The organism is Microbispora sp. NPDC046933 (assembly GCF_040644635.1).
Classification (GTDB): Bacteria; Actinomycetota; Actinomycetes; order Streptosporangiales; family Streptosporangiaceae; genus Microbispora.
In genome coordinates this window covers 92055-114235 of record NZ_JBEYWW010000002.1, presented here as the reverse complement: position 1 = coordinate 114235, position 22181 = coordinate 92055, and the positions used below count along the sequence as shown (strand labels likewise).

Annotated in this window: 14 protein-coding genes; 5 read left to right on the top strand and 9 right to left on the bottom strand. The window is 69.6% G+C overall.

What is annotated here, in order from left to right:
* Positions 1 to 77: 77 nt before the first annotated feature.
* The gene (locus ABZ857_RS02955; protein ID WP_357036529.1) at positions 78 to 1745 is read right to left on the bottom strand and encodes a glycosyltransferase family 4 protein; all 1668 of its coding nucleotides are present in this window, start codon (positions 1743 to 1745) and stop codon (positions 78 to 80) included.
* 63 nt (positions 1746 to 1808) lie between these two features.
* Between ABZ857_RS02955 and wecB the strand changes: the two genes are divergently transcribed.
* Positions 1809 to 2936 carry a UDP-N-acetylglucosamine 2-epimerase (non-hydrolyzing) gene (gene wecB / locus ABZ857_RS02950; protein WP_357036526.1) on the top strand — a complete coding sequence of 376 codons (1128 nt, stop codon included), beginning with the start codon at positions 1809 to 1811 and terminating at the stop codon, positions 2934 to 2936.
* Between the two features lie 84 nt (positions 2937 to 3020).
* On the opposite strand, the gene ABZ857_RS02945 is transcribed toward wecB, so the two are convergent.
* Entirely contained in the window at positions 3021 to 3284 is a 264-nt protein-coding gene (locus ABZ857_RS02945) for a cell division protein CrgA (protein ID WP_357036523.1), read from the bottom strand.
* Between the two features lie 423 nt (positions 3285 to 3707).
* Positions 3708 to 9833, bottom strand: a complete 6126-nt coding sequence (locus tag ABZ857_RS02940; protein ID WP_357036520.1) for a DNRLRE domain-containing protein — start codon at positions 9831 to 9833, stop codon at positions 3708 to 3710.
* 267 nt (positions 9834 to 10100) lie between these two features.
* Here ABZ857_RS02940 and ABZ857_RS02935 point away from each other — a divergent pair, with 267 nt between their 5' ends.
* The 3 genes from ABZ857_RS02935 to ABZ857_RS02925 all read left to right on the top strand — a co-directional run bounded on the left by ABZ857_RS02935 (position 10101) and on the right by ABZ857_RS02925 (position 14848).
* On the top strand, positions 10101 to 10928 hold the full coding sequence (locus ABZ857_RS02935; protein WP_357036517.1) for an AfsR/SARP family transcriptional regulator: 828 nt from the start codon (positions 10101 to 10103) through the stop codon (positions 10926 to 10928).
* Positions 10929 to 11119: 191 nt separating this feature from the next.
* Positions 11120 to 13198, top strand: a complete 2079-nt coding sequence (locus ABZ857_RS02930; RefSeq protein ID WP_357036514.1) for a glycosyltransferase — start codon at positions 11120 to 11122, stop codon at positions 13196 to 13198.
* A 117-nt stretch (positions 13199 to 13315) separates the two neighbouring features.
* The gene (locus tag ABZ857_RS02925) at positions 13316 to 14848 is read left to right on the top strand and encodes an MDR family MFS transporter (protein ID WP_357036511.1); all 1533 of its coding nucleotides are present in this window, start codon (positions 13316 to 13318) and stop codon (positions 14846 to 14848) included.
* On the opposite strand, the gene ABZ857_RS02920 is transcribed toward ABZ857_RS02925, so the two are convergent.
* Positions 14811 to 16220: an MFS transporter gene (locus tag ABZ857_RS02920; protein ID WP_357036508.1), complete on the bottom strand. Its 1410-nt coding sequence runs from the start codon at positions 16218 to 16220 to the stop codon at positions 14811 to 14813. The genes ABZ857_RS02925 and ABZ857_RS02920 overlap by 38 nt on opposite strands.
* Positions 16221 to 16284: 64 nt before the next feature.
* Here ABZ857_RS02920 and ABZ857_RS02915 point away from each other — a divergent pair, with 64 nt between their 5' ends.
* Complete coding sequence (locus ABZ857_RS02915) at positions 16285 to 17061, top strand: AraC family transcriptional regulator (protein ID WP_357036505.1); 777 nt, start codon at positions 16285 to 16287, stop codon at positions 17059 to 17061.
* A 49-nt stretch (positions 17062 to 17110) separates the two neighbouring features.
* On the opposite strand, the gene ABZ857_RS02910 is transcribed toward ABZ857_RS02915, so the two are convergent.
* From ABZ857_RS02910 to ABZ857_RS02890, 5 genes are all read right to left on the bottom strand, one after another.
* A complete protein-coding gene (locus tag ABZ857_RS02910) occupies positions 17111 to 18619 on the bottom strand; it encodes an SPFH domain-containing protein (RefSeq protein ID WP_357036502.1) in 1509 nt (502 codons plus the stop codon).
* Between the two features lie 41 nt (positions 18620 to 18660).
* On the bottom strand, positions 18661 to 18861 hold the full coding sequence (locus ABZ857_RS02905; protein ID WP_189180274.1) for a hypothetical protein: 201 nt from the start codon (positions 18859 to 18861) through the stop codon (positions 18661 to 18663).
* A 173-nt stretch (positions 18862 to 19034) separates the two neighbouring features.
* The gene (locus ABZ857_RS02900; RefSeq protein WP_357036498.1) at positions 19035 to 20096 is read right to left on the bottom strand and encodes an acyltransferase family protein; all 1062 of its coding nucleotides are present in this window, start codon (positions 20094 to 20096) and stop codon (positions 19035 to 19037) included.
* 254 nt (positions 20097 to 20350) lie between these two features.
* Positions 20351 to 21130 carry an SDR family NAD(P)-dependent oxidoreductase gene (locus ABZ857_RS02895; protein WP_357036495.1) on the bottom strand — a complete coding sequence of 260 codons (780 nt, stop codon included), beginning with the start codon at positions 21128 to 21130 and terminating at the stop codon, positions 20351 to 20353.
* Between the two features lie 170 nt (positions 21131 to 21300).
* Positions 21301 to 22113 (bottom strand): SDR family NAD(P)-dependent oxidoreductase, encoded by an 813-nt coding sequence (locus ABZ857_RS02890; RefSeq protein WP_357036492.1) that lies wholly within the window; start codon positions 22111 to 22113, stop codon positions 21301 to 21303.
* Positions 22114 to 22181: the final 68 nt, after the last annotated feature.

Here is a 22181-nt window from a genome sequence, read left to right as displayed (position 1 = left end):
CAACACTTCATGGTGGCAAAGGTTATCTCAACTCGGAACCAAGCATGCCTGATGCAACACATCCGACTTTCTGCTGTTTATCGGCTTTCGGTCAGCGACTGGTAGATGCCTTGGTAGGTGCGGGCCAGGCTGCTCCAGGTCCGGTGGGCGGCGACCTCGGCCTTGCCCGCCTCGCCCATGACGCGGCGGCGCTCCGGATCGTCGCGCAGCGCGGCGAGCGCCTTCGCCAGCGCGGCCGGGTCGCCGGGCGGCACCAGCAGACCGGCTCCCTCGCCGCCGACGAGTTCCGAGAGCGCGGGCAGGTCGCTCAGCACGACCGGCTTGCCGAGCGCCATCGCCTCGACCGGCTTCAGCGGGGTGACCAGGCGGCAGACGCGCAGGTCCTCACGCGGGCAGACGAAGATGTCGATGGCCGCCTGTGCCTGCAACGCCTCGTCCGGGCCCACCCGGCCGGGCAGGATCGCCTCCTTCAGGCCGAGCCGTTCGACCTGTTCGAGCAGCGCGGGCCGCTCGGCCCCGTCTCCGACCAGCAGGACCTTCACCGGCGTTCCCGCGTCGCGCAGCAGCGCGGCGGCGCTCAGCAGCGTGGCGAAGCCCTCGTAGGCGACGATGCTCGACACCGAGCCCACGACGATCTCGTCCCGGCCGATCCCGAACCGGTCGCGGAACGCCCCGCCGTCGTAGTCGGCCGTCAGCAGGGAGTCGTCCACGGCGTTGGGCGCGAGGAAGATGCGCTCCCTGGGCACGCCGCGCTCCACGATCTCGGCGGCCATCGTCTCGGCGAGCGTGACGACCGCGTCGGCCTCGCGCATGATCTGGGCCTCGCGCTCGCGCTGCAGCGTGTGCCGCTCGCTGCCGACCCTGGCGGGGTCGCGGGAGACCCAGGTCTCCTCCAGGAAGCCGCGCACCTCGTACACGAAGGGCGTGTTCGTCCGCTCGCGAACGGCGAGCGCGACCGAGCCGTTGCGGTGGTCGGTCGCCGCGTGCAGGACCTGCGGGCGAAGGGTCCGGACCAGCTCCGAGACGTCCGCGGCGCCGCGGATCATCCGCCCCTGGCTCTCGAACGGCACCTCGTCCTTGGGCAGCAGGCGGTAGTAGGGAATGCCGTCGATCTCCTCGTACGGCTCCACGTCGGTGTGTCCCTGGAGCATGGGCCAGCCCCAGCTCGTCACGACGTGGGGGTCGAGCCCGGCCGACTTCTGCGCGGTGACGATGCGGTGGGTGCGCACGGTGTAGCCCGCCTGCGTGTACGGCAGGGCGTTGGTGACCATGTGCAGCACCCGGCCGGGCACCCGCTCGCCCATGATGATCTTCGGCTTGGGCGGGATCGGGTTCGGTCCGAGCGCGGCCTTCTCGCCCTCGTAGTAGGCCATCCTCCGGCGGACGAACGGCCATCGGGCGTGCGGCTGGAGCGCCCCGACCGCGTCGGACATCCGGCCCACCTCGAAGTAGGCCTTGGCGTCCCGCAGCGGGCCCTTCGCCGCCCGCTGCAGGATCTTGCGGGTCCTGACCTTGACGAACCGGGCCGCGGGCCAGGCGACGCGCCCGACGACCGGGCGCATCCCGGCCGGCATCGCGTCGGCGGCGGCCTGGGCGACCCGCATGGGGTCGGACTTGACCTTGCTCACGAAGATCCGGGAGACGAGAACCGGGTTCCTCGCGAACCCCCGGAGGAAGCCGCCGAGGCCGGCCTTCGCGGACGCGGCGGACACGGCCTTTACGGGCTTGTTGGCCTCGGTTTCCACGGCGCGACCGTACCATAGGCAACGTTTGTCCCAGGTAAGGATGAAATACGAAAGGCGAGGTAGATGAGAGACAACCCCCTCGTCCTGCACGTACTGGGCGCCCGGCCCAACTTCGTCAAGGCGGCCCCGGTCGTCAGGGGGCTGGCCGAGCTCGGAATCAGGCAGGGCATCATCCACACCGGCCAGCACTACGACGCGCTGATGTCGGACGTGTTCTTCGCCGACCTGGGGCTGCCCGAGCCGGTCGCGAACCTCGGCGTCGGCAGCGGCACCCACGCCCGGCAGACGGCCGCCCTGCTCACGGGGCTGGAGGACGTCGTGCTCGAACACCGCCCGGCGCTCGTGGTGGTGTACGGCGACGTGAACTCGACGCTCGCGGCGATCCTCGTCTGCGCCAAGCTGCACGTGCCGACCGCGCACGTCGAGGCGGGCCTGCGCTCCTTCGACCGGGAGATGCCGGAGGAGGTCAACCGGGTCGTCACCGACGCGCTGTCGGACCTGCTGTTCGCCACCTCTCCGGAGGCGCTGTCGCACCTGGCCAACGAGGGCGTGGACCCGGCGAAGGTGCACCTTGTCGGCAACCCGATGATCGACAGCCTGTTCGCCGCGCTGCCGAAGCTCGACCCGGCGCCCGTCCAGGAGCGCCTGGGGATCGACGGCAGGTACGCGGTGGCCACGCTGCACCGCCCGGCGAACGTGGACGACCCGGAGGCGGCCCGCGAACTGGTCGACGCCGTGCTCGGGGTGGCCGAGCAGGTGCCGGTGGTCGTCCCTCTGCACCCGCGCGGCCGGCAGCGGCTGGCGGACGCCGGTCTCGTGGACAAGCCGCATCTGAAGATCGTTGACCCGCTCGGTTACGTGGACTTCCTGTCCCTGGTCAGGGGAGCCGCCCTGGTGGTGACCGACTCAGGCGGCGTTCAGGAGGAGACGACCATGCTGGGCGTCCCCTGCCTGACCGTCCGGCCCAACACCGAGCGGCCGATCACCGTGACCCACGGCACCAACCGGCTCGTCACCCCCGCCTCGCTCCCCGCCGCGGCGTCCAAGGCCCTCGCGGACGGCGCGGCCACACCGAGCGGCGAGCTGCCGCCACTGTGGGACGGCGCGGCCGGGCCGCGGATCGCCCGCGTCATCGAGGCATGGCTCCGCGACGACAACCTCTCCCCCGCCGCACGCGGCAGGGTCGGGTAGGTCTCCGGCCCGAACGGCGGCCATGACCGACGGAGGACAGGAAAGGTCTATACGGACCCCGCCTGTCGAGCGACCTTGAACGTCTTAGGGCCGGCGGCGCGCAGACGCTATCGCTGTCGCGAGCAGAATCAGCGCGAAGACCACACCCAGAATGAGGAGCACAAACCCAATCAGCAGGTTCCAATTTCCCAGCTCGCCGATAACCGGGAGGGTGGGGTCCACGTAATAGACGACAATCCACAGAATGCCGACGATCCACGAGGCGGCCATCGCCAGAGCGGGCCGTCGCAGTGGGCGTTTGCCGTGCTGCGCCGACTCGTCCGTGTCCTCGATATAAGAGTCAGACACTTGCTTCGCTCCTGCCCATGACCAGAAATCAGACGTATACCGGCACGATCGCCAAAGACCAGACTATCCCACGACGGCAGAGCGAGATGGGATGTTTTCGCGCTCCACCGGCAGGTGACGTGGACGTGGCCTGCGGGTCAGCATCGTGACCCGAATGCCTCAGGGCTTGAAGCATGCCTGCGCCGTCCCTCCTGGTCGTCTCGGCACCGGCCGAATGAGCCAGGGCGATGTGACATCACGACTGCCCGCCGGGACCGCGACCCCAGGCATTTGACCGCCGAGGTCCTCGAGGGCTGATCGAGCGCCTTGACGGCGGGGGTCGGCTTTCACATCGGCGTGTCCGATGGACCAGCCGGCTTTGGCGTGGTCCATCGGATGCCTGATTTCGGCGCAGCCGAGCAGGTTTGCCCGCGCGTCCGACCGCTAAATCGTCGCCACCCAACTCCAACTGTAGGAGCCCGTGTAGTGGGCGTAGAACCTGATGGTCACCGTGAAGGGAAGACCCACACCTCCCCATGGTGTCGGGACGCCGAAGGTCAGGTTCCCTGTGGTGACCGCCATGTATCCCGCCTTCGCCCCCTTCCTATTCCAGTTGTAATAATGCTTGTCGGTTATCGGACTTCCCGCCATCAAGGCCGATCCTCTGATCTTCCGCATTGAACCGACCCATACGCTCGTCAGCTTCTTCTTCTTCGCGTTGAAGTAGAAGGAGAATTTCTGTTCGACCGTGAACCACCCTCCGTACGATGCTCGTACGGTGATGATGACGCCGCCATGGGCGAGGCTTCCGCCACCGCTCCCCGTATATACCGCCTGACCAGTCAGATCGGAGTTGTCGACCGGGTCGCCGAGACCGTATTCGTACGCGTTGGCGCTTCCACCGACGATCGGGTCGACGGACAGGAAACGGCCGGTGGCCGGGTTGTAGAGGCGGACGCCCATAAGGACGATGTCGGTGACGGTGTCACTGGCTCGTTGGGCTCCTCCCAGCCATTCGTAGCGGTCACTCGTGTTGGCAGTGCGGTCGAGGCCGTATTCGGTCTGCTCGGCATAGCCGTCCACCCCGATGGCGCCGCTGGTGTTGCCGCAGGTGGCCACGACGTCGCCGTGCAGGTTCGTGAGCTGCAGCGTCACGGTGCCGCCGCTGGTCTGGATCGCCTCCAGCCCCGTAAAGGCGGTGATGTTGCGGGTCCAGGTGCCGTTGGCCTCGGCGATCCAGGCCGGCGAGTCACCCCCGCCCGTGTAGTGGTTGACCTGGGTGCCGGCCGGGGAGGTGGTCTGGCGGACGCGGCCGAGCGGGTCGAGGGTGAAGGTCTTGGTCGTCGACGCCTGGGTGAGGGTCCTGACCATGTCCCCCGCGTAGTAGCCGACCGTGACCGCCGCGCCATTGGCCGTGGACCCCGCCGGGACGGCGGTCGTGCGGCCGAGGGCGTCGTAGGAGTACCCGGAGTCGTTGATCCGGTCGGCAGAGTCGTAGGTGTGTGTTGCGGTCGCCGGGGTGGTCGAGGTCGTGCAGGACCCGTCGTCGGCTGCAGGGTAGCTCGCCTGTGACGTGCGGTTGGTGTTCACGTCGAACCCGTACGTGCGGGTCTCGCACGACAGGTTGTAGGTGTCGGCGACCTGGGTGAGCCGTCCGGCGGTGTCGTAGGTGTAATGCTGAAGGCTGCCGTTCGGCCCGGCATTCTCTACCGTGCGACCGTCCGCGTCGGGAACCGCGGTGAACGCGAGCCACCTTGCGCCCGACTTGGCGTAGGTGAGCGACGTCTGCTTCCCGGCGTCGTCGTAGACGCTGGTGGCGGTCAGACCGTTCGGGTAGACCTGCTTGGCCAGGTTGCCTGCCGGGTCGTAGGCGGCGGTGAAGGTTCCGACCGCGGAGAGCGTGATCTGCGTGGGCAGGCCACGGCGCTCGGTCTTCCCGGCCGCGTCGGTGCCGTCGTAGGTGTAGGTGTAGGTCCCCTTGCCGTCGTTCAGCGTGGCCACCCGGCCCGTCGCGTCGTACGTCGTGACAGCGGTGTTGCCGTCGGCGTCGGTCGTCGAGTACGCCCGGCCGAGCGCGTCGTAGGCGGTGGTCACCGAGACCCCGCCCGCGGTCACCCCGGTCTGCAGGCCGGTCGCGATGTCGTAGGTGTAGGCCCGGTCAGGCAGTGCCGTGCTGCCGACTCCGGTCTCGGTGACGCTGGTCGTGGCCGTACGGCCTGCGGCGTCGACTGTGACCGTCGACGTGCGGGTCGCCGCGCCGGACGTCTCCGCGGTCTGCGCCGTCTGACCCCAGTAGCCGTAGGAGATCGTCGTGACAGGGAGTGTCCCTCCGCTGGAGGGGTTGGCCGCAGCGGCGGACCGGCACACCAGCCCGGCCCACTGCGGCTTGCCGCCGCACGTGGGGACCGAGGAGTTCGCGGCTGCCGTGTAGTAGGTCGTCGTGGTCGTGCCCGCGTCCGAACCGGACGAGGACGGCATGCGCCGCTCGATCTGGCGCCCGGCGTCGTCGTAGCGGACCTTCTGCGCAATGTCTGTGCCACCGGAAACGAGGGTCTTGTAGCTGGTCGGCTGGAAGAGGTCCCACCCGGAGGGGTCACCGGAGACGATCGGGTCGTAGCCGGTCTTCTCGATGTGGGCGTCGGCCGCCGTCACCGTGCCGGCACCGTTCACCACCAGGGGCTTCACCGTCATGGTGGTCACCAGGTGGTAATCGGTGTCCGGGTCGGGCTTGCCCTCGTCGTAGGTGTATCCCGCGTGTTGGCGGGCGGACACCAGCGTGCCGTCGGCGAGCATCACCTGATGGGCAGGGCCGTCGCTGGTCAGGACATCGCCGTCGTCGTTGTACGTGGTGAGGTCGGCCAGCAGGTCGGCACGCTCGGCCGAACTGGCGCGACCGGCCACGTAGGCGTCTGTCGAAGTGGTGGGCGCCAGGGCCTCGGTCCGGTTACCCGCGGACAACTCCCAGACGGGGTTGCCGTTGTCGTCGTACCGGGTCGCCGAGACCTGCCAGGCTCCCGCGCCGTACGCGGCCGTGTTCACCGCGCGGCCGTTGACGTCCATGTAGGTTAGGGTCGCGTACGGGTAGTCGGCGGAGGCGGGGGTGTAGGAGCCGTCCCCCTTCTGCGGGGGCACGTGCCAGGCGGGGAAGACCGCGGTGCCGGTGCGGGGCAGGTCGGTGGTCTGCGACCAGGTCGCGGCGGCGGTGCCGGTGACGTCGACGGGCGAGTTGATCGGAACGCCGTAGGACACGGCCTCGATCAGGTCGGTGGCGCCGGCCTCGCGCTGGACATCGGCCAGGCGGCCCGAGGTGTCGTAGTCGATCCGCCAGGGGTTCAGCCCCGGTGGTGTGATCTGCGAGATCCGGCCGGCCGCGTCGTAGTAGTAGGTGAGGGTCAGGTTGGTGCGGGGGTCGGTCAGCGTGCGCAGGTGGCCGGTGGAGTCGTAGGCGTATGCGGCGACGACGGTGGTCTTCATCGCCAACGTCGCCGGGTCGTAGGCGGTGTAGGAGATGGACTTGACCAGGCCGGTGTAGTCGCCCCAGCCGCTGGACACACCCGTCGCCGTCGTACTCGAGGCGTATGTGAGGTCCAGCGTCTTGCAGCCCGCGACCAGGGTGGTGCAGGTGACCCCGGCGGGGACGGGGGCGAGCATCCGGCTCACCCGGCCGGAGGCGTCATAGGTGTAGGTGGTGGTGTTCTCGCTGCCCGCCTCGTCGATCGAGGCAACCCTCCACGCCCCGCCTGAGGCGGTGAAGACGGTCTTCGTGCCCTCGGCGTCGGTGTGGGTGAACTGCGTGGCTGAGTCCTTGACGACCTTCGAGCCGTCCGAGGCGTCCGAGATACCGGTGTATGTGCCGTCGCCCTGGACCGTATAGGTCTGTGTGGCACCGTCGGTGCCGGTGAGCAGCACATACCCGGCGCCGGAGTGGTCCTCGAACCTCATGCCCGACGCCCTGGAGGCCCCGCCCGGGAAGGACGCGGTCCAGCCGGGGCCGAAGACCCCTGCCGCGCCTGATGCGGTGGCGGGGGCCAGGGTGGTGTGGCCGCGCGAGACCGACAGATCGAAGGCCGTCACGTCGGTGGCGGAGACGGAGTAGTCGCCGGTCAGCAGCGAGACCGTGCCGGGGCCGAGCTGCTGGGTGGCGTAGGAGGAGCCGAAGGCCGTCCGCTCCAGCGTGAACTCCCGCCCATCCGAGCACGCCTCACCCGAGGCGTTGACGAAGCAGGCGCGGACCTGCACCGGGCCGTCACCGCGCCCGGCCGCGGCCATTGTGGCGGCCACATCCCAGTACAGCGGCCCGAAGACGGCGCTGGTGGCGGTGGTCACAGTGGTATACGGCCAGCCCGAGATCGGGGTGGCCGACCCTGGCACCGTCACATGCGCGACAGGGATCTGCGCCCAGGTGCCGCTCGCGGTGACGTCGGCCTTGTACTCGTACCGAACCCCGGTGGCGCCGGGGGCGGCCCGGGAGCCGAGCGTGACGGCGGCCTGGGTGCGGTCGCCGGCCAGCGGCGCGGTGACCTCGCCGGCGCCCACACCGAAGCTGTAGGTGGTCACCGTGGAGGTGCGCAGCGCCATGTCGCGCGCCTTGACTGACAGCGTGTGCCAGCCCTGGGCGGGGTCGATGGTGATGCTCTTGGGATCGCCGCCGCCGTCGTTGTCCTCAACCAGGTTCGGAGTGGAGGCGTCGTCGAGGCCCCAGTAGTAGCCTGCGCCGTCGGCGGAGGTGGTGTCGAGCGTGCAGGTGACCGGGGCGGATGCCTTGGCCGTCCAGGCTCCTGGAGGGTAGTCCGGGCAGGAGATCGTCGGCGCCGCCGGTGCGGTGACATCGACGGTGAAGTACCGGTAGGAGGAGTAGTCGCGGGAGTAGTCGGTGCCGTCATACCCTCTGGCCCGCCACCGGTAGTGGTACCCGTCGACCAGCTTGCCCGCCGGGACCGTCACCGTACCCAGGTCGCCCTGCAGGATGCCGGTGACGCTGCCGGTCCACACGGCGCCGCTGCCCTCGGCCGGATAGTTCGGGTCGTGTTCCAGATAGAAGCTGATCGTCTCGGTGTCCCACTCGCCGTCCCCGACCATGCCGGTCAGCGTCGGCGTCAGGGAGGTGACGAACGCACCGCCGTTGGTGCCGCCCGCCGAGGGGTTGGCGGTCAGGTGGTGCGGAATCTGCGGGTAGGAGTTCCACTCGATCGTCAGCCGCGGGCCATCCGCCCCTTCAGTGTTCTCCGAGGAGCGGAACATCCGCCAGTTGGTGGCCTGGGTCTCCGACACCGCACGGACCTGCAACCCGTAGTTCTCGGCGGGGTGGTCGGTCCAGTACTGCACGATGTCCTCGATCGACCACAGCATGTCGTGCTCCGGACAGCTGGAGTCATACCCGTAGGCCTGGCTGGTGTTGTCCACCATCCCCGTCGTGGTCGAGCTCGGCTGACTCGACATCGTCAATGTGGACGACGACCAGGCGGAGGTCACCCGCTTGACCCGGATGCCCAGACCCGCGCTCACCCCGCCACAGGCGTTCGCCTTGTAATTGGACAGGTATAGGTCGGCGTTCATGATGTGCTTGGAGACCAGGCCGCTGAGCTTGAACTGTAGATACGTGCGCGCGGTCTTCGTGCCGGACCCGAACCGGCCCGCGTGCAACCACGTCGCCGAGGTCTGGGAGTTGGCGTAGTCGTCGGAGACGAACGTGTCGGTCTGCAGCGTCATCTGCATGTACGGGTCGATCGTCACCGGGTAGGTCACATCCGGCGCGTTCAGGAAGTCCATCGACGGCTTCAGCACCAGAACCGGCCCGTCCGGGCCCTTCTCCACCGACGAGCCGACCTCCGACCGCTTCCCCGCGTCCGGGGAGTCGGCCGCGGCGGCGTCCCACATGTGCGGCGGCGGCGCGGCGGCGACCAGATCGCCCTTGCCCTTGCCGGCGTTGTCCACCAGCTTCAGCCGGTTCTTGGAATCCTTGGAGAAGTCCACACCGGCCGACTCGACCGGCAGCCGGATCTCCACCGGCGAAGTTGGCTTCTGCTTCAGCACCACATAGTGCACGAACCCGCGCGGCTGCGCCTGGACGACCAGGTCCGCGCCGGGCGCGATGTCCGCCCACGTCGCGGTGTTGCCCGACACCTGCGGCTTACCCAGGGAGGTCGGCCAGCGCACGCCGAACCTGTGCTCGTCCTTGCCCGAGCCCGTGACCAGCTCGGCCAGCGGGCCGCTGCCGCCGTCCGAAATCTCGACCTGGGCCCCGGACGCCGCGGCCTTCGGCTCCAGATGGCCGTTCCGCTCCACCAGGGTCGTGTCGACCGGCACCCACGCGCCGTTCTGCTTCACCCGCACCGGACCGGCGAAAATCTCCGTCCTCGCCGAGCCGTCCGGCAGATAGACCGTCGTCGAATCCTCCGTACGCGCCGACAGATCCTCCACCGGCGAGTTCTGCAACCGAGCCGCCAGCGCCGCCGACGTCGCATCGGGACGTTCGGCGGCAGGGGCCGGGGGGGCCGCCTTCGGCGCCGTGCCCGCAGCGGCAGTCGCCGGGGTGACCGCGTTGGACATCAGCAGGAGGGCAACGAACATGCCACCTGCCATCCGTACGCGTCTGTGCCTATGCCTGACCTGCAGGAATGCCATTTGCCACTCCGGCTCCTCGCCCTACTAACACATCAGGGCCAGAGAGTACGAATGGACAGCACATTTCCGGCACATTTGCAATATGCCGGCCGTCTGATATGTTTGCCCGCTTACTCCTCCTTGCAGCCCGATCGTGAGGATTGCTAATATTTTGGCCAGGAACTTCAACTGGCTCGCACTCTTGCTACATGGGGGCTGTCTGTGCTATTCCAGGTGCTGGGTCCGCTGGCGGTCGAGGACATGGCAGGCCAGAGCATCGACATCAAAAATGGAAAGCTCCGCCATTTGCTGGCGTTGTTCCTCCTCAATACGAACGTAATCATCTCCAAGCACTGGCTCATCGAGCATCTTTGGCACAGTCATGCACCCAAATCCGCGTTGAGCAATCTGAAGACGTACATCACGCGTCTACGCCGACTGGGAATCCCCATTCTCACGCAAGCGGGCGGCTACAAGATTCGGATGGATTCGGACGAATTGGATGCCCACATATTCGAGAATCTCGCCTCCGGAGGGCAGACGGCGCTCGATCGAGGGGATCTGTACGAGGCGGCTGCCAGCCTGGAAATGGCGACGCGTCTCTGGCGTGGCGATCCCCTGCTTGGGATGGATCTCGATAAGGAACTCTCCCTGTGGGCGGAGCGCCTGCGGGAGGGTTATCGAGTGGCGACCGAAGACTTCTTCGAAGCGCGACTGGCCCTGGGACGCCATCGCGAGATCATCGCCCCCCTGAGGACCTGGGTGGGGAGGCATCACCTGCGAGAGCGAGCTCATGCGCAACTGATGACAGCCCTCTACCGCGACGGCCGGCAAGACGAGGCCTTGAGGGTCTACCAAGAGCTTCGTGCGAATCTCGTGACAGAGATCGGGGTGGAGCCGACACCTGCCCTGCGAGAACTTCAGCGACAGATCCTCGTCGAGGACGGCAAGCTCCAATCGGACTCGACTGTATACATGATCGTGGAACGTGCCAGAGCACTCGTCCACCGGGTCCATTCACCCCACCTCGGTGCCTCGCTCGCCCAGCAGCAGGGGAAGTGAAACGTGCCGTAGCGGTCGATCCCGGGTTCGCGAACGCGTCGTCGCTCACCGCCGGGGCGTTCGACACGGGTGCACGCTACGTCGACCGGCGGAGCGGCCGGTCGGGGTGGCCTTCCGGCCCTGGCTCGGGCAAACGGACACGAAGCGGGCGACGGTCACCGTACGATGGCTTCTCCAGGAGAGGGAGAGGCATGGCTGAGACCCACGAGACGCCAGAGACTCCGGACGGACCGCGTTTCCAGCGGCTGGGGCCGGTGAACTGGCTGCCCGAGGAGCGCAAGCACGTCGAGCAGTACGAGCAGCGGATCCGCGACCTGGAGAACCGGCTCGCCTACCAGGAGGCCCGGGCCGACTACGCCCTCTGGAGGCTCCAGGCCACCCAGACCCAGAAGCCCTACCGGGTCGCGCAGGTGCTGACGAACGCGGCGAAGCCCAAGAAGATCGTCCGGCTGCCCCGCGATCTCAGCAAGGCGATGAAGGACGGCAAGAAGGCGCCGAAGGCGCCGCCCTCCGCCATCGAGGTCGCCGCCGCCGCGGAGGCGCGGGGTCCCGAGGTCAAGATCCCGAGCCTCAGGTGGCCGGACGGGCCGGTCGTACGGCCGGACCTGCGCGTCGCGGTGATCCTCGACGACTTCTCCCGCATGGCGTTCAAGTACGAGTGGGACCAGATCGAGTTCGGGCTGCAGGACTGGCGCGAGGTCTTCGCCGAGAAGCGGCCCGAGATGCTGTTCTGCGAGTCGGCCTGGCACGGCAACCAGGGCCGCTGGCGCTATCAGATGACCGGGACCAACGCGCCGAAGCAGGAGCTGCGCGACCTGATCGCCTGGTGCCGCGAGGAGGGCATCCCCACGGTCTTCTGGAACAAGGAGGACCCGCCCAACTTCGACTTCTTCATCGACACGGCCAAGCTGTTCGACTACGTGTACACGTGCGACGGCGACATGATCCCGAAATATCGCGAGATGCTGGGTCATGACCGTGTCGGCGTGCTGCAGTTCGCCGCCCAGCCCCGGATCCACAACCCGATCCAGACCAAGCAGGGCCGGCCGTACGACGTCGTCTTCGCGGGGATGTACTTCCGCGACAAGCATCCCGAGCGGCGCGAGCAGATGGAGACGGTCCTCGCGCCCGTGCGCCCGCTCGGCCTGCACATCTACGCCAGGAACGCCTCGGTGGCCGACAAGTACGCCTGGCCGGAGGAGTACCGCCCTCACATCGTGGGCGAGCTGCCGTACGAGCAGATGTTGGCCGCGTACAAGATGTACAAGGTCTTCCTGAACGTGAACTCGGTGATCGACTCGCCGACCATGTGCGCGCGCCGGGTCTTCGAGCTGTCGGCCTGCTCGACCACCGTGCTGTCGGGGTGGTCGCGGGCCATCGAGGAGACGTTCGGCCCGCTCATCCCGGTCGCGCACTCGCAGGAGGAGGCGTACAACCGGGCGATCTACCTGATCAACAGCCCCGAGCTGCGGGCGCGCCAGGGCCACCTGGCGATGCGCGAGGTGTTCGACAAGCACCTGTTCTCCCACCGCGTCGACCAGATCCTCACCGACCTCGGCCTGCCGGTCGTCTCGCGCTCGCGGTCGATCTCCGTGGTGCTGCCGACCAACCGGGCCGGCCAGCTCGAACACGCGATCAGCCAGGTGGCGCGGCAGCGGCACCGCAACCTGGAGCTCGTGCTGGTCATGCACGGCCTGTCGGAGGACCCGGCGGTCGTGCGCGACAAGGCCCTCGCGGCGGGCATCCCGGCCGTGAAGGTGCTGACCGCCGATCCGTCCTGGACGCTCGGCGAGGTGCTCAACCACGGCATCGCCCACGCCGAGGGCGAGCTGATCTCCAAGATGGACGACGACAACATCTACGGCGAGCACTACCTGTCCGACCTGGTCCGCGCGTTCGACTACGCCGACGCGGAGATGGTCGGCAAGGGCGCCCACTACACGTACTTCCCCGACCAGAACGTCACGATCTTCCGCCTCCCCGGGCTGGAGCACCGCTACGCCCACCTCATCCAGGGGGCGACGATCCTGGCCAAGACCGACCTGTTGCGGGCGTTCCCGTTCGAGGCGGTCAACGCGGGCGAGGACACCCGGCTAGTACGGCGCTGCAAGGAGGAGGGCGTCCGGATCTACTCGGCCGACCGGTACAACTTCATCTACATGCGCGGCTCGGACGCCACCGCCCACACCTGGCAGGCGGCGGACTACAAGCTGACCCGCAACGCCCAGTTCTGCTTCGCCGGCAACCCCGAGCCGCACGTACTCATCTGAGATTCGCTTCCGTCCGGAATGTCCGGGACGGTGCGAGAGTTGCCCTGTTCCGGGACCCTCCCGCCCTCGGGCGGGCGGGTCCCGTGTACGTGCACGCCGGACAGGGGAGCCTCTCACGTGACCACGAAGTCGACCACGACGACGGCATCGAAAGGCATCGGGCTACGGTCGGAGCGCGGTCCCGTGCTCGCCGCCATCATGCTCTGCACCGCTCTGGTGGCGCTGGACAGCACGATCATCGCCACCGCGGTGCCGTCGGTCGTCAGCGACCTCGGCGGGTTCTCCCAGTTTCCCTGGCTGTTCTCGATCTATCTGCTCACCCAGGCCGTGACCGTGCCCCTCTACGGCAAGCTCGCCGACGTGTTCGGGCGCAAGCCGGTGATGTTCTTCGGCATCGCGGCGTTCCTGCTCGGGTCGGTGCTGTGCGGGGTGGCCTGGAGCATGCCCGCACTGATCGCCTTCCGGGCGATCCAGGGCATCGGCGCCGGGGCGGTGCAGCCGATCAGCATGACCATGGCCGGCGACCTGTACACCGTCGAGGAACGGGCCCGCGTCCAGGGCTACCTCGCCAGCGTGTGGGGCGTCTCCGCGGTGGTCGGCCCGACCATCGGCGGCCTGTTCTCCGAGTACGTCTCCTGGCGCTGGATCTTCTTCATCAACCTGCCTCTCGGCGCGGTGGCCGCCTGGATGCTCGCGCGGCGCTTCAAGGAGCAGGTGAAGCGGGGCTCCCACCGGATCGACTACCCGGGCGCCGTGCTGCTCACCGGCGGCTCCTCGCTGCTCATCCTCGGCCTGCTGGAGGGCGGCGTCGCCTGGGACTGGAACTCGGCGCCCAGCCTGCTGATCTTCGCGGCGGGCCTCCTCCTCATCGTCGCCTTCGTGCTCGTGGAGCACCGCGCGGCCGAGCCGGTGCTGCCCCTGTGGGTGTTCCGCCGCCGCACGCTGACCGGCGGCAACCTGGTGTCCCTCGGCGTCGGCGCCCTCACCATCGGGCTCACCTCGTACGTCCCGACGTACGCGCAGGGTGTGCTGGGCACCGGGGCGCTGGTGGCGGGCTTCGCCCTGGCCGCGCTCACCGTGGGCTGGCCCCTCGCGGCGACGTTCTCCGGCCGCTTCTACATGCGCATCGGGTTCCGCGACACCGCGCTGATCGGCGTCGTCGTGGTGGTGGCCGGCACCGTGCTGTGCGCGCTGCTCGGGCAGAACGCGATGATCTGGCAGGTCGCGGCCGCCTGCTTCGTCGTCGGCGTCGGCCTCGGGCTGTCGGCCAGCCCCACGATGGTCGCCGTGCAGTCGGTCGTCGGCTGGGAACGCCGCGGCGTGGTCACCGCGACGAACATGTTCTGCCGCTCGATCGGCAGCACGGTCGGGGCAGCGGTGCTCGGCGCCGTCTCCAACGCGACGCTGTCGGACCGCTTCGCCCACCCGCCCGCCGACGTCGCGGGACGGCTGCCGGACAGCCTCGACGCCACGAGCCTGGTGCTGAAGGCCCAGGGCGCGGCGGCCCACTCGGCCACCGCGTCCTTCGTCCGGGGCGCGCTGTACGACGCCGTCCACCACATCTTCATCGCGCTCGTCGTCGTGGCCGTGCTCAGCGTCGCCGCGCTGCTGCTCATGCCCCGCCGTACGACCGAGCTGTCCTTCGACTGACGGCCCGCGCGCGGCGCCGCCATGCCGTACGGGCGGCGGCGGCGCTCAGCGCCCCGGCCACGAGCAGCACGGCGACGACCGCCAGGGTCAAGCCGGGACCGGTGCTCAGGTAGAGGCCGCCGAGCCCGGCGACGGCGCTGACGGAGGCCAGCACGGGCCCGGTCGAGTTCAACGCCGACAACGCCGAGGCGCGGTCGGGACCCACGATGGCGGCCACCTGCGCCACCAGCGGGCTGTAGCCGGCCGCGTGCCCCGCGCCTGCCAGGAACAACACCGGGATCGTGAGCGCCAGGGGCCATCCGTCACCGGAGAACGCGGCCACGACCAGGGCGCTCGCGGCGAAGACGGCCGGTCCGGCGACCGGAAGGGCCGACTGGACCCCCTCCGGCAGCCTGGCCCAGGTCAGGCTCAGCGTGGCGAACCCGATCGCGTACGGCACGAAGGCGAGCCCGGCCGCGAGCGGGCCGAAGCCGAGATCGCCCTGGAGGTGCAGGGTCAGCACGAACAGGAACGCGGTGTAACAGCCCATCACCATGACGCAGGTGACGAGGGCGGCGCGTACGCCCGCGGGCCGCAACACGGCGAGATCGAGGAGCGGCAGGCCGCCCCCGCGGACGACCCGGCCTTCGAATCGCGCGAAGACCACCAGCAGGACCAGGCCGGCGAGCAGCGAGGCCCAGGCCCACCCCGGCCAGCCGTACTGCCTGCCGAAGATCAGCGGAACGATCAGGGCGGACATCGCCGCGGTCAGCAGCGCGACCCCGCCCAGGTCGAGCCTGCGCGCCACCGGCGGGCTCGCCGGGAGAGCGCGCAGGCCGACGACCATCAGCACGGCTCCCACCGGGACGTTGACCAGGAAGACCGGCCGCCAGGTCAGCCCGAACAGATCGGCCCCGACCACCAGGCCGCCGATCACCTGGCCGAGGGCGACGCCCAGGGCGAGCACCATCGAGTACAGGCCGATGGCCTTCTTCCGGGTGCCGCCGTCGGAGCGAAGCTGGATCAGCGAGAAGACCTGCGGCACCATCAGCGCGGCCGCCGCCGCCTGAGCCACCCGGGCCGCCACCAGGACCGGTGCGGCCGGTGCGAGCCCGCACAGCAGCGACGACAGGGTGAAGGCCGCCAGCCCTCCGAGGAAGGCCCGCCGGTGGCCGATCAGGTCGCCCGTACGGGCTCCGGTCACGTTGAGCAGCCCGAACGTGAGCAGGTACGCCGATGGGACCAGTTGCAGGACGGCGCCGCCGCCCCCCAGATCGTGCTGTATCGACGGCAGGGCGACCGTGACGATCGAACCGTCCATCGACGCCATGGTCTGCCCGGTCAGGAGCACGGCGAGCACCGTCCCCGCCCGTGGCCTCGTCAAGTGAGACATGGCCCTCAGGCTCCGCGATCGCGAGCCCCGAGGTCTTGAAGATATTTGCTCGTACAGTGGACCGGTGCGGACATCGAGGACAGTGGTCGAGACGCCGGATTTCTCCGTCCACCTGGTTTCCTGCACGGCCCGGCATCGCACGTGGTCGACGCCGGAGCAAGGCGGGTCGTACGGCGTCGTCCTCGTGCGCCGCGGAATGTTCGGGGTGCGCAGTGACGGCCACCGTGTGGTCGCCGACCCGACGATGGGCTACGTGCAGACGCCGGGCGGCGAGTACGCGTTCGCGCATCCCGCCGGCGGGGACGTCTGCACGTTCGTCCTGGTGCGGCCCTCGCTGTGGCACGCCGTCGTGGGTGACGAGCCGCCGCACCCGCCGGTGGCCGTCGACGGCCGGGTCGAGCTCGCGCACCGGCTTCTCCTGCGCACCGCGCACGACGCGGCGGACCCGGCCGAACGGCTGGTGCACACGCTCGCGGCGGCGGTGCGCCCGCGAGCCGACCGGCGGAACCGGGACCGCGGCGGCGGCCTGGCGGATCGGGCGCGGGAGGCCATCGTGGCGGACGACCCCGACTCGGTCGATCTCGTACGGCTGGCCCGGGCGCTGGGGGTCTCGCCCTCCCACCTGAGCCGGACCTTCCGCCGGCACGTCGGCATGACGATCAGCCGCTACCGCAACCGGGTCCGTGTCAGCCGCGCCCTCGCCTGCATCGAGGAGGGAGAGCGGGATCTGGCGGGCCTGGCCACCGCACTCGGCTTCGCCGACCAGGCCCACCTCACCCGTACCATGCGAGCCGAACTCGGTCGTCCTCCCGGCCACCTGCGGCGGCTGTTGTCCGAGTAGAACGGCACGGGGGCCGGCCAGCGGAGTGCGCGGGCCGGCCCGGTCGCCGTCAGGAGGCGGCGTCGATGGCGTTCTTCGTCACGGGCTCGGCGCCGTTCACGCTCACGCCGTCCTTGGCCGCCGCGGGGGTGCCTCCGGCCAGCAGGGAGCGGGCCAGGCCCAGCCCGGTGCCGCCCAGCGTCAGCGCCTTCGCCAGCATCTCCTCGATGCCCTGGGCGCCGTTGAGCACCACCATGTGGTCGACGTTGCCGAACGCCTTGGAGCCGGCCTCCACGATCTGCGGCCAGTTCTCGGCGAGCTGCTGGGCGATGACGGCCTCCTGGTTCTCCCGCAGCGCCTCCGAGCGGGCCCTGATCGCCTCGGCCTCGGCGAGACCCTTGGCCTTGGCCGCCTCGGCCTCGGCCAGACCCTTCGCCCTGGCCGCCTCCGCCTCCGCGAGACCCCGCGCCTTGGCGGCCTCCGCCTCGCCCAGACCGGTCGCCTTGGTCGCCGCCGCGGCGGCCTCACCGCGCACCCGCACCGACTCGGCGTCGGCCGCGGCCGCCTGCTTCACCTGGGACGCCTGAGCGGCGGCGCGCAGCTCGGTCTCCCTGGCCTCCGCCTCGGCCTGGGCGATGCGCGCGTCGCGCTCGGCCTGGGACAGCGTGACGGTCTCGTACGCCTTGGCGTCGGCGGGCTTGCGGACCTGCGACTGGAGCCGCTGCTCGGCGAGCTGGGCCTCCAGCTCCGCGGCCCTGGTCTCCTGGACGACGACCTCCTGGCGCGCGGTGGCCTCCGACAGCGGGCCGGCCTGCCGGGCCTTGGCCGCCGCCTGGTCCACCTCCGCCTGGTAGCCGGCCTGCTGGATCTGCGACTCGCGGATGGCGGAGGCCTTCTTGGCGGCCGCGACCTGCTCGGCCTCGGTGGCTTCCTGGTCGCGCTGTGCCTCGGCGATGCGGGCCGCCGCGGCGATCTTCGCGGCGTGCGGCTTGCCGAGGTTCGTGATGTAGCCGGTCTCGTCCTCGATCTCCTGGATCTGCAGCGAGTCGACCACCAGGCCGAGCTTGCTCATCTCGTCGGCCGCGGAGCTGCGGGTCTCGCTGGTGAGCCGCTCGCGGTTGAGGATGAGGTCCTCGACGGTCAGGTTGCCGATGATCGAGCGCAGGTGACCGGTGAACAGCTCGTGGATGGCGCCGTTCATCGAGTCCTGCTGGTCGAGGAAGCGGCGGGCGGCGTTCGCGATGCTGGTGAAGTCGTCGCCCACCTTGTAGATGATCACGCCGCGCACCTGGACCGGGATGCCCTGCTGGGTCACGCAGTTGACCTGCAGGTTCGTGGCCCGGCTGTCGAGCCGCAGCCGCCGGGCGGTCTGGAAGCCGGGCAGCACGGCGGTGCCCTTGCCGGTCACGATCTTGAAGCCGAGGCTGTCGGCCAGCTCGTTCTTGGTGTGGGCGCCGAGGCCCGAGATGATGAGCGCCTCGTTGGGCTCGGCCACCCGCCAGATGGCCTTGAACAGGAGGATGAGGACGATGAGGGCGACGACGGCCACACCGCCCACGACCAGGATCTCCGGGGACATAGGAGCCTCCGTGTAGTGGGGGGAAAGGAGGACGGAGCGAGTCAGACGACCGCGCGAGCGACGTAGACGGTGCGCGGGGGCGAATACTCCACGACGACGACGATCGACCCCACCGGGATCTCCTCGTCCGGGACGCTCGGATAGGCGTAGAACGCCTCGACACCCCCGCGGATGGGCACCATGACCTCGCCGACAAGGCCCGGCCCGATCCTGCCCGTGACCCTGCCCTGTCTGCCGACCACCCGCGTCACCCCGTCGTTTTGACCGCTCCTGGCTGCACCGCGAATGCGCACGTTACCCCGTATCACCATGCCGTGACAGAGCCGTTTGCCGTACCTGGCCCCGCCGGCCGCGCGATTCGCCCTACTCTGCACCATCACCTAGCAGAACGGAGTGTTGTTACGCAAAGTTCCGGTCACGTCGCGGCGGGCTCCTTCGGGCGCCCGCCGGTGTTCCTGCCGGGCCGGCGCAGTCTGGTGAAGGCCCAGGAGACGTCGGGCTCCACCGCCCAGCGGAACGCCCTGCGCACCGGGGACGTGCAGAGCAGGGCCGCGAGTACGGCTCCGAAGACCACCATGGCGGTGACGCCGAGCGGGTTGAGGAGGGTGTCGTGGAAACGCTCGGTGACCTTCACGACGAACCCGTGCAGCAGGTAGGCGTACATCGTGGCGGCGCCCAGGCCGGTGAACCAGGTGCGGCGGCTCGGGGTGACCGCGAGGAACGCCACCACCAGCAGGGCGCCCACCGCCAGCATGGCGAGCCGGATCAGCGTGCCGGTCAGGTCGTCCACGCCGATCTGGTGGTTGGAGTGGCGCCAGCGGATCCACTCCGTCGGCACGAGCGTGTGCACGGCGAACGCCCCGGCGAGCACCGCCGCCAGGACGGCCGCACCCGCGATCCTCGCCCGGCGCCCGCGCAGGAGGTCGAGGTGCTCCGGCGTGAGCATGAGGCCGAGCACGTAGAACGGGAGCAGGCCGAACGTCCGGTTCATCGACAGCTCGTCGGGCAGGGCGCTGGTGCCCGACAGCAGGCACAGCCCGACCGCGATCACCAGGGGATGGCGCAGCTGCTGCCAGACCGGCGTGGACAGCCGCCACAGGAACAGCGACATCAGGAACCAGGTCAGGTAGTACGGGTCGAGCAGGCTGATTTCGAGCTTGCCGTACAGGAAGAAGCGGGGCAGCGAGTAGGCCACCTCGAAGATGACGTACGGCACCGCGAGGCCGCTGATGAGTTTGCGCGCCTTACCCGGAGAAAACGTGAAATTTCGGGACAAATAGCCGCTGACGACGATGAAGAGCGGCATGTGGAACAGGTAGACGAAGAAGTAGAGCGCATGTGCCGCGGGGACGTCCCGCAGGTCCTCGACGAGGTGCCCGGAAACGACGAGCACGATGGCCAGGAACTTGGCGTTGTCCAGCAGCGGGTCGCGGGCGACAGCCGTACCGGACGGACGGGCGGGAGCGGTCACGGTCACGCAGCCGGACCTTAGCCACCCGTCCGTGAGCACCGGCGCAACCGCGGGCGAACACTGCCCGAACTCTTCGCACCGCCGGCCCGGCCCATGCCGCCGCCGTCGAACCGCCGCGTGCATGCGAGCGCCGATCAGGGCCTCCGGGGTGACCTCGCCGTACTCCGCCGGCAGGCGCGGGCCGAGGAAGCCGGCGTCGACGCCGATGCGGCACGACGACCACACGACCCCCAGGTCCCCCGCCCCCGGCCGGGGGTGAGTCAGACGGAACGGTAACGCGTGGCGAGCCGGGGACTCTGACCGCCGAATGCGGCGAGTTCGGCCTGGAAGACCGCGTCCAGGAGTCCGGCGTCCTCGACGCCCGGAGCGCAGACGACCTCGCCCAGCTCCAGGCCGCGCAGGCTGGCCGTGACGACGTCGTCGGCGCTCATGCGGGGCACCGCGCTCAGGTCGAGGCCCTGACGCTCGTGGAACTCCGTGGCCACCACGCCGGGGCACAGGACCTGCACGGTGACTCCGGTGCCCTCAAGCTCGGCGCTCAGGGTCTGGGACATCGCGACGAGGTGGGCCAGGGTCCCCGCGTAGACGGCCCTGCGCGGCATCTGGGAGTGCGACGCGGGACCGCTGAAGGCGATCATTCCGGCCACGTTGACGATCGAGCCCTCGCCCCGCTCCCGCATGCCCGCGACGGCGGCACGGGTGAGCATCGTCGGGGCGACGACCTTGACGTGCACGAGTTCCCTGGCCTTGTCGGCGGGGAGCTCGGCGAGCGGCATGTAGTGGGACACGCCGGCGTTGTTCACGAGCATCGTCAGCGGCTCGGCCGCGCAGATCTCGGCGACCGTGTCGACGCCCGCGTCCGTCGACAGGTCGGCGGCCACCGTCCGCACCTCGACCTCGGGGTGCGAGGCGGCGAACTCCTCCAGGCGCTCCTTCCGCCGGCCCACGATCACCAGGTCGTGGCCGCGGGCGGCCAGACGCTCGGCGAAAGCCCTGCCGATTCCGGAGGTGGCGCCGGTGACGAGTGCGAGCGTGCTCATCGCTGCTGTTCCCTTTCCCTGACCGGCCGCGACGGCCGGAGTGTGGCTCTCGTGGAGCCGGGTCGTGTTCCGCATCCGTGACTCAAGGGTGCGGAGACGACCGGGTGAGCAGCCAGATGACCCGTCTTCCTGGGACTGGCGATACCAGGAAGACGGCCTGTCTCGCTCCTTCAGGCGGACAGACCGGTGGCGGCGAGGCTCGCGTCCCACAGGGCGGCGGCGAGGGCGGGGTCGGACATCTTCTCCGGCACCCGTACGGGAGCGTTCTTGACGAAGTACCGCCCCGGGTGCGTGACGCCGTCGGGGTGGGTGGCGAGATGGACGATCCGCTCGGCCCCGGCCTCCGGCGGCTCGCCCATGCCGGGAAGGAGCCACACCAGCTTCATGAAGAACGTGCCCTCGGCGAACGTGGTCTTGAGCACCCCGGGGTGGAGGCACGTGGCGGCCAGGCCGCGCTCGGCGAGCGACACGGTGAACAGGGCGTTGGCCTGCTTGGAGTCGCCGTACTGCAGCCAGCCGTTCCAGCGCCGCCGCTCCCTGGACAGGTCGGCGGGGTCGAGGCGGCCCGTCTTCGCGGCCCGGGACGAGGTGGTGACGACCCGGGCGGACGACGCGGCGAGCCGGTCGATGAGCAGGTTCGTCAGCAGGAACGGCGCCAGGTGGTTGACCTGCATCATCCACTCGTTGCCGTCCACGGTGGTCCTGCGGTCGGGCGTCATGACACCGGCATTGTTGATCAGCACGTCGATGCGCTCGTACCGCGCCAGCAACTCCGCCGCCAGCCGGCGCACCTGATCAAGGGAGGAGAAGTCGGCGAGGAGCGTGTCCGGACGGCTGCCACCGGCCTGCTCCGCGCGGTCCGCGACCGCGCGGAGCTTCTCCGGGGTGCGCCCGACGAGCACGATTTGGTGACCTCGCCGGGCGAGATCAAGGGCAGAAGCTGCACCGATTCCGGCACCAGCCCCAGTGATCACTGTAATCATGACTTCCTCCCACTGCGCCAGAACTGTATCGGTGCTAGCCTTCTGTGCGATCTTCCGGAGGTGCATTC

Bases quoted from the DNA above. Each gene is read 5' to 3' on its own strand.
- wecB (WP_357036526.1), top strand. From the start codon at position 1,809: ATGAGAGACAACCCCCTCGTCCTGCACGTACTGGGCGCCCGGCCCAAC.
- ABZ857_RS02890 (WP_357036492.1), bottom strand. From the start codon at position 22,113: ATGATTACAGTGATCACTGGGGCTGGTGCCGGAATCGGTGCAGCTTCT.
- ABZ857_RS02895 (WP_357036495.1), bottom strand. From the start codon at position 21,130: ATGAGCACGCTCGCACTCGTCACCGGCGCCACCTCCGGAATCGGCAGG.
- ABZ857_RS02930 (WP_357036514.1), top strand. From the start codon at position 11,120: ATGGCTGAGACCCACGAGACGCCAGAGACTCCGGACGGACCGCGTTTC.
- ABZ857_RS02940 (WP_357036520.1), bottom strand. From the start codon at position 9,833: ATGTTCGTTGCCCTCCTGCTGATGTCCAACGCGGTCACCCCGGCGACT.
- ABZ857_RS02920 (WP_357036508.1), bottom strand. From the start codon at position 16,220: ATGTCTCACTTGACGAGGCCACGGGCGGGGACGGTGCTCGCCGTGCTC.
- ABZ857_RS02910 (WP_357036502.1), bottom strand. From the start codon at position 18,619: ATGTCCCCGGAGATCCTGGTCGTGGGCGGTGTGGCCGTCGTCGCCCTC.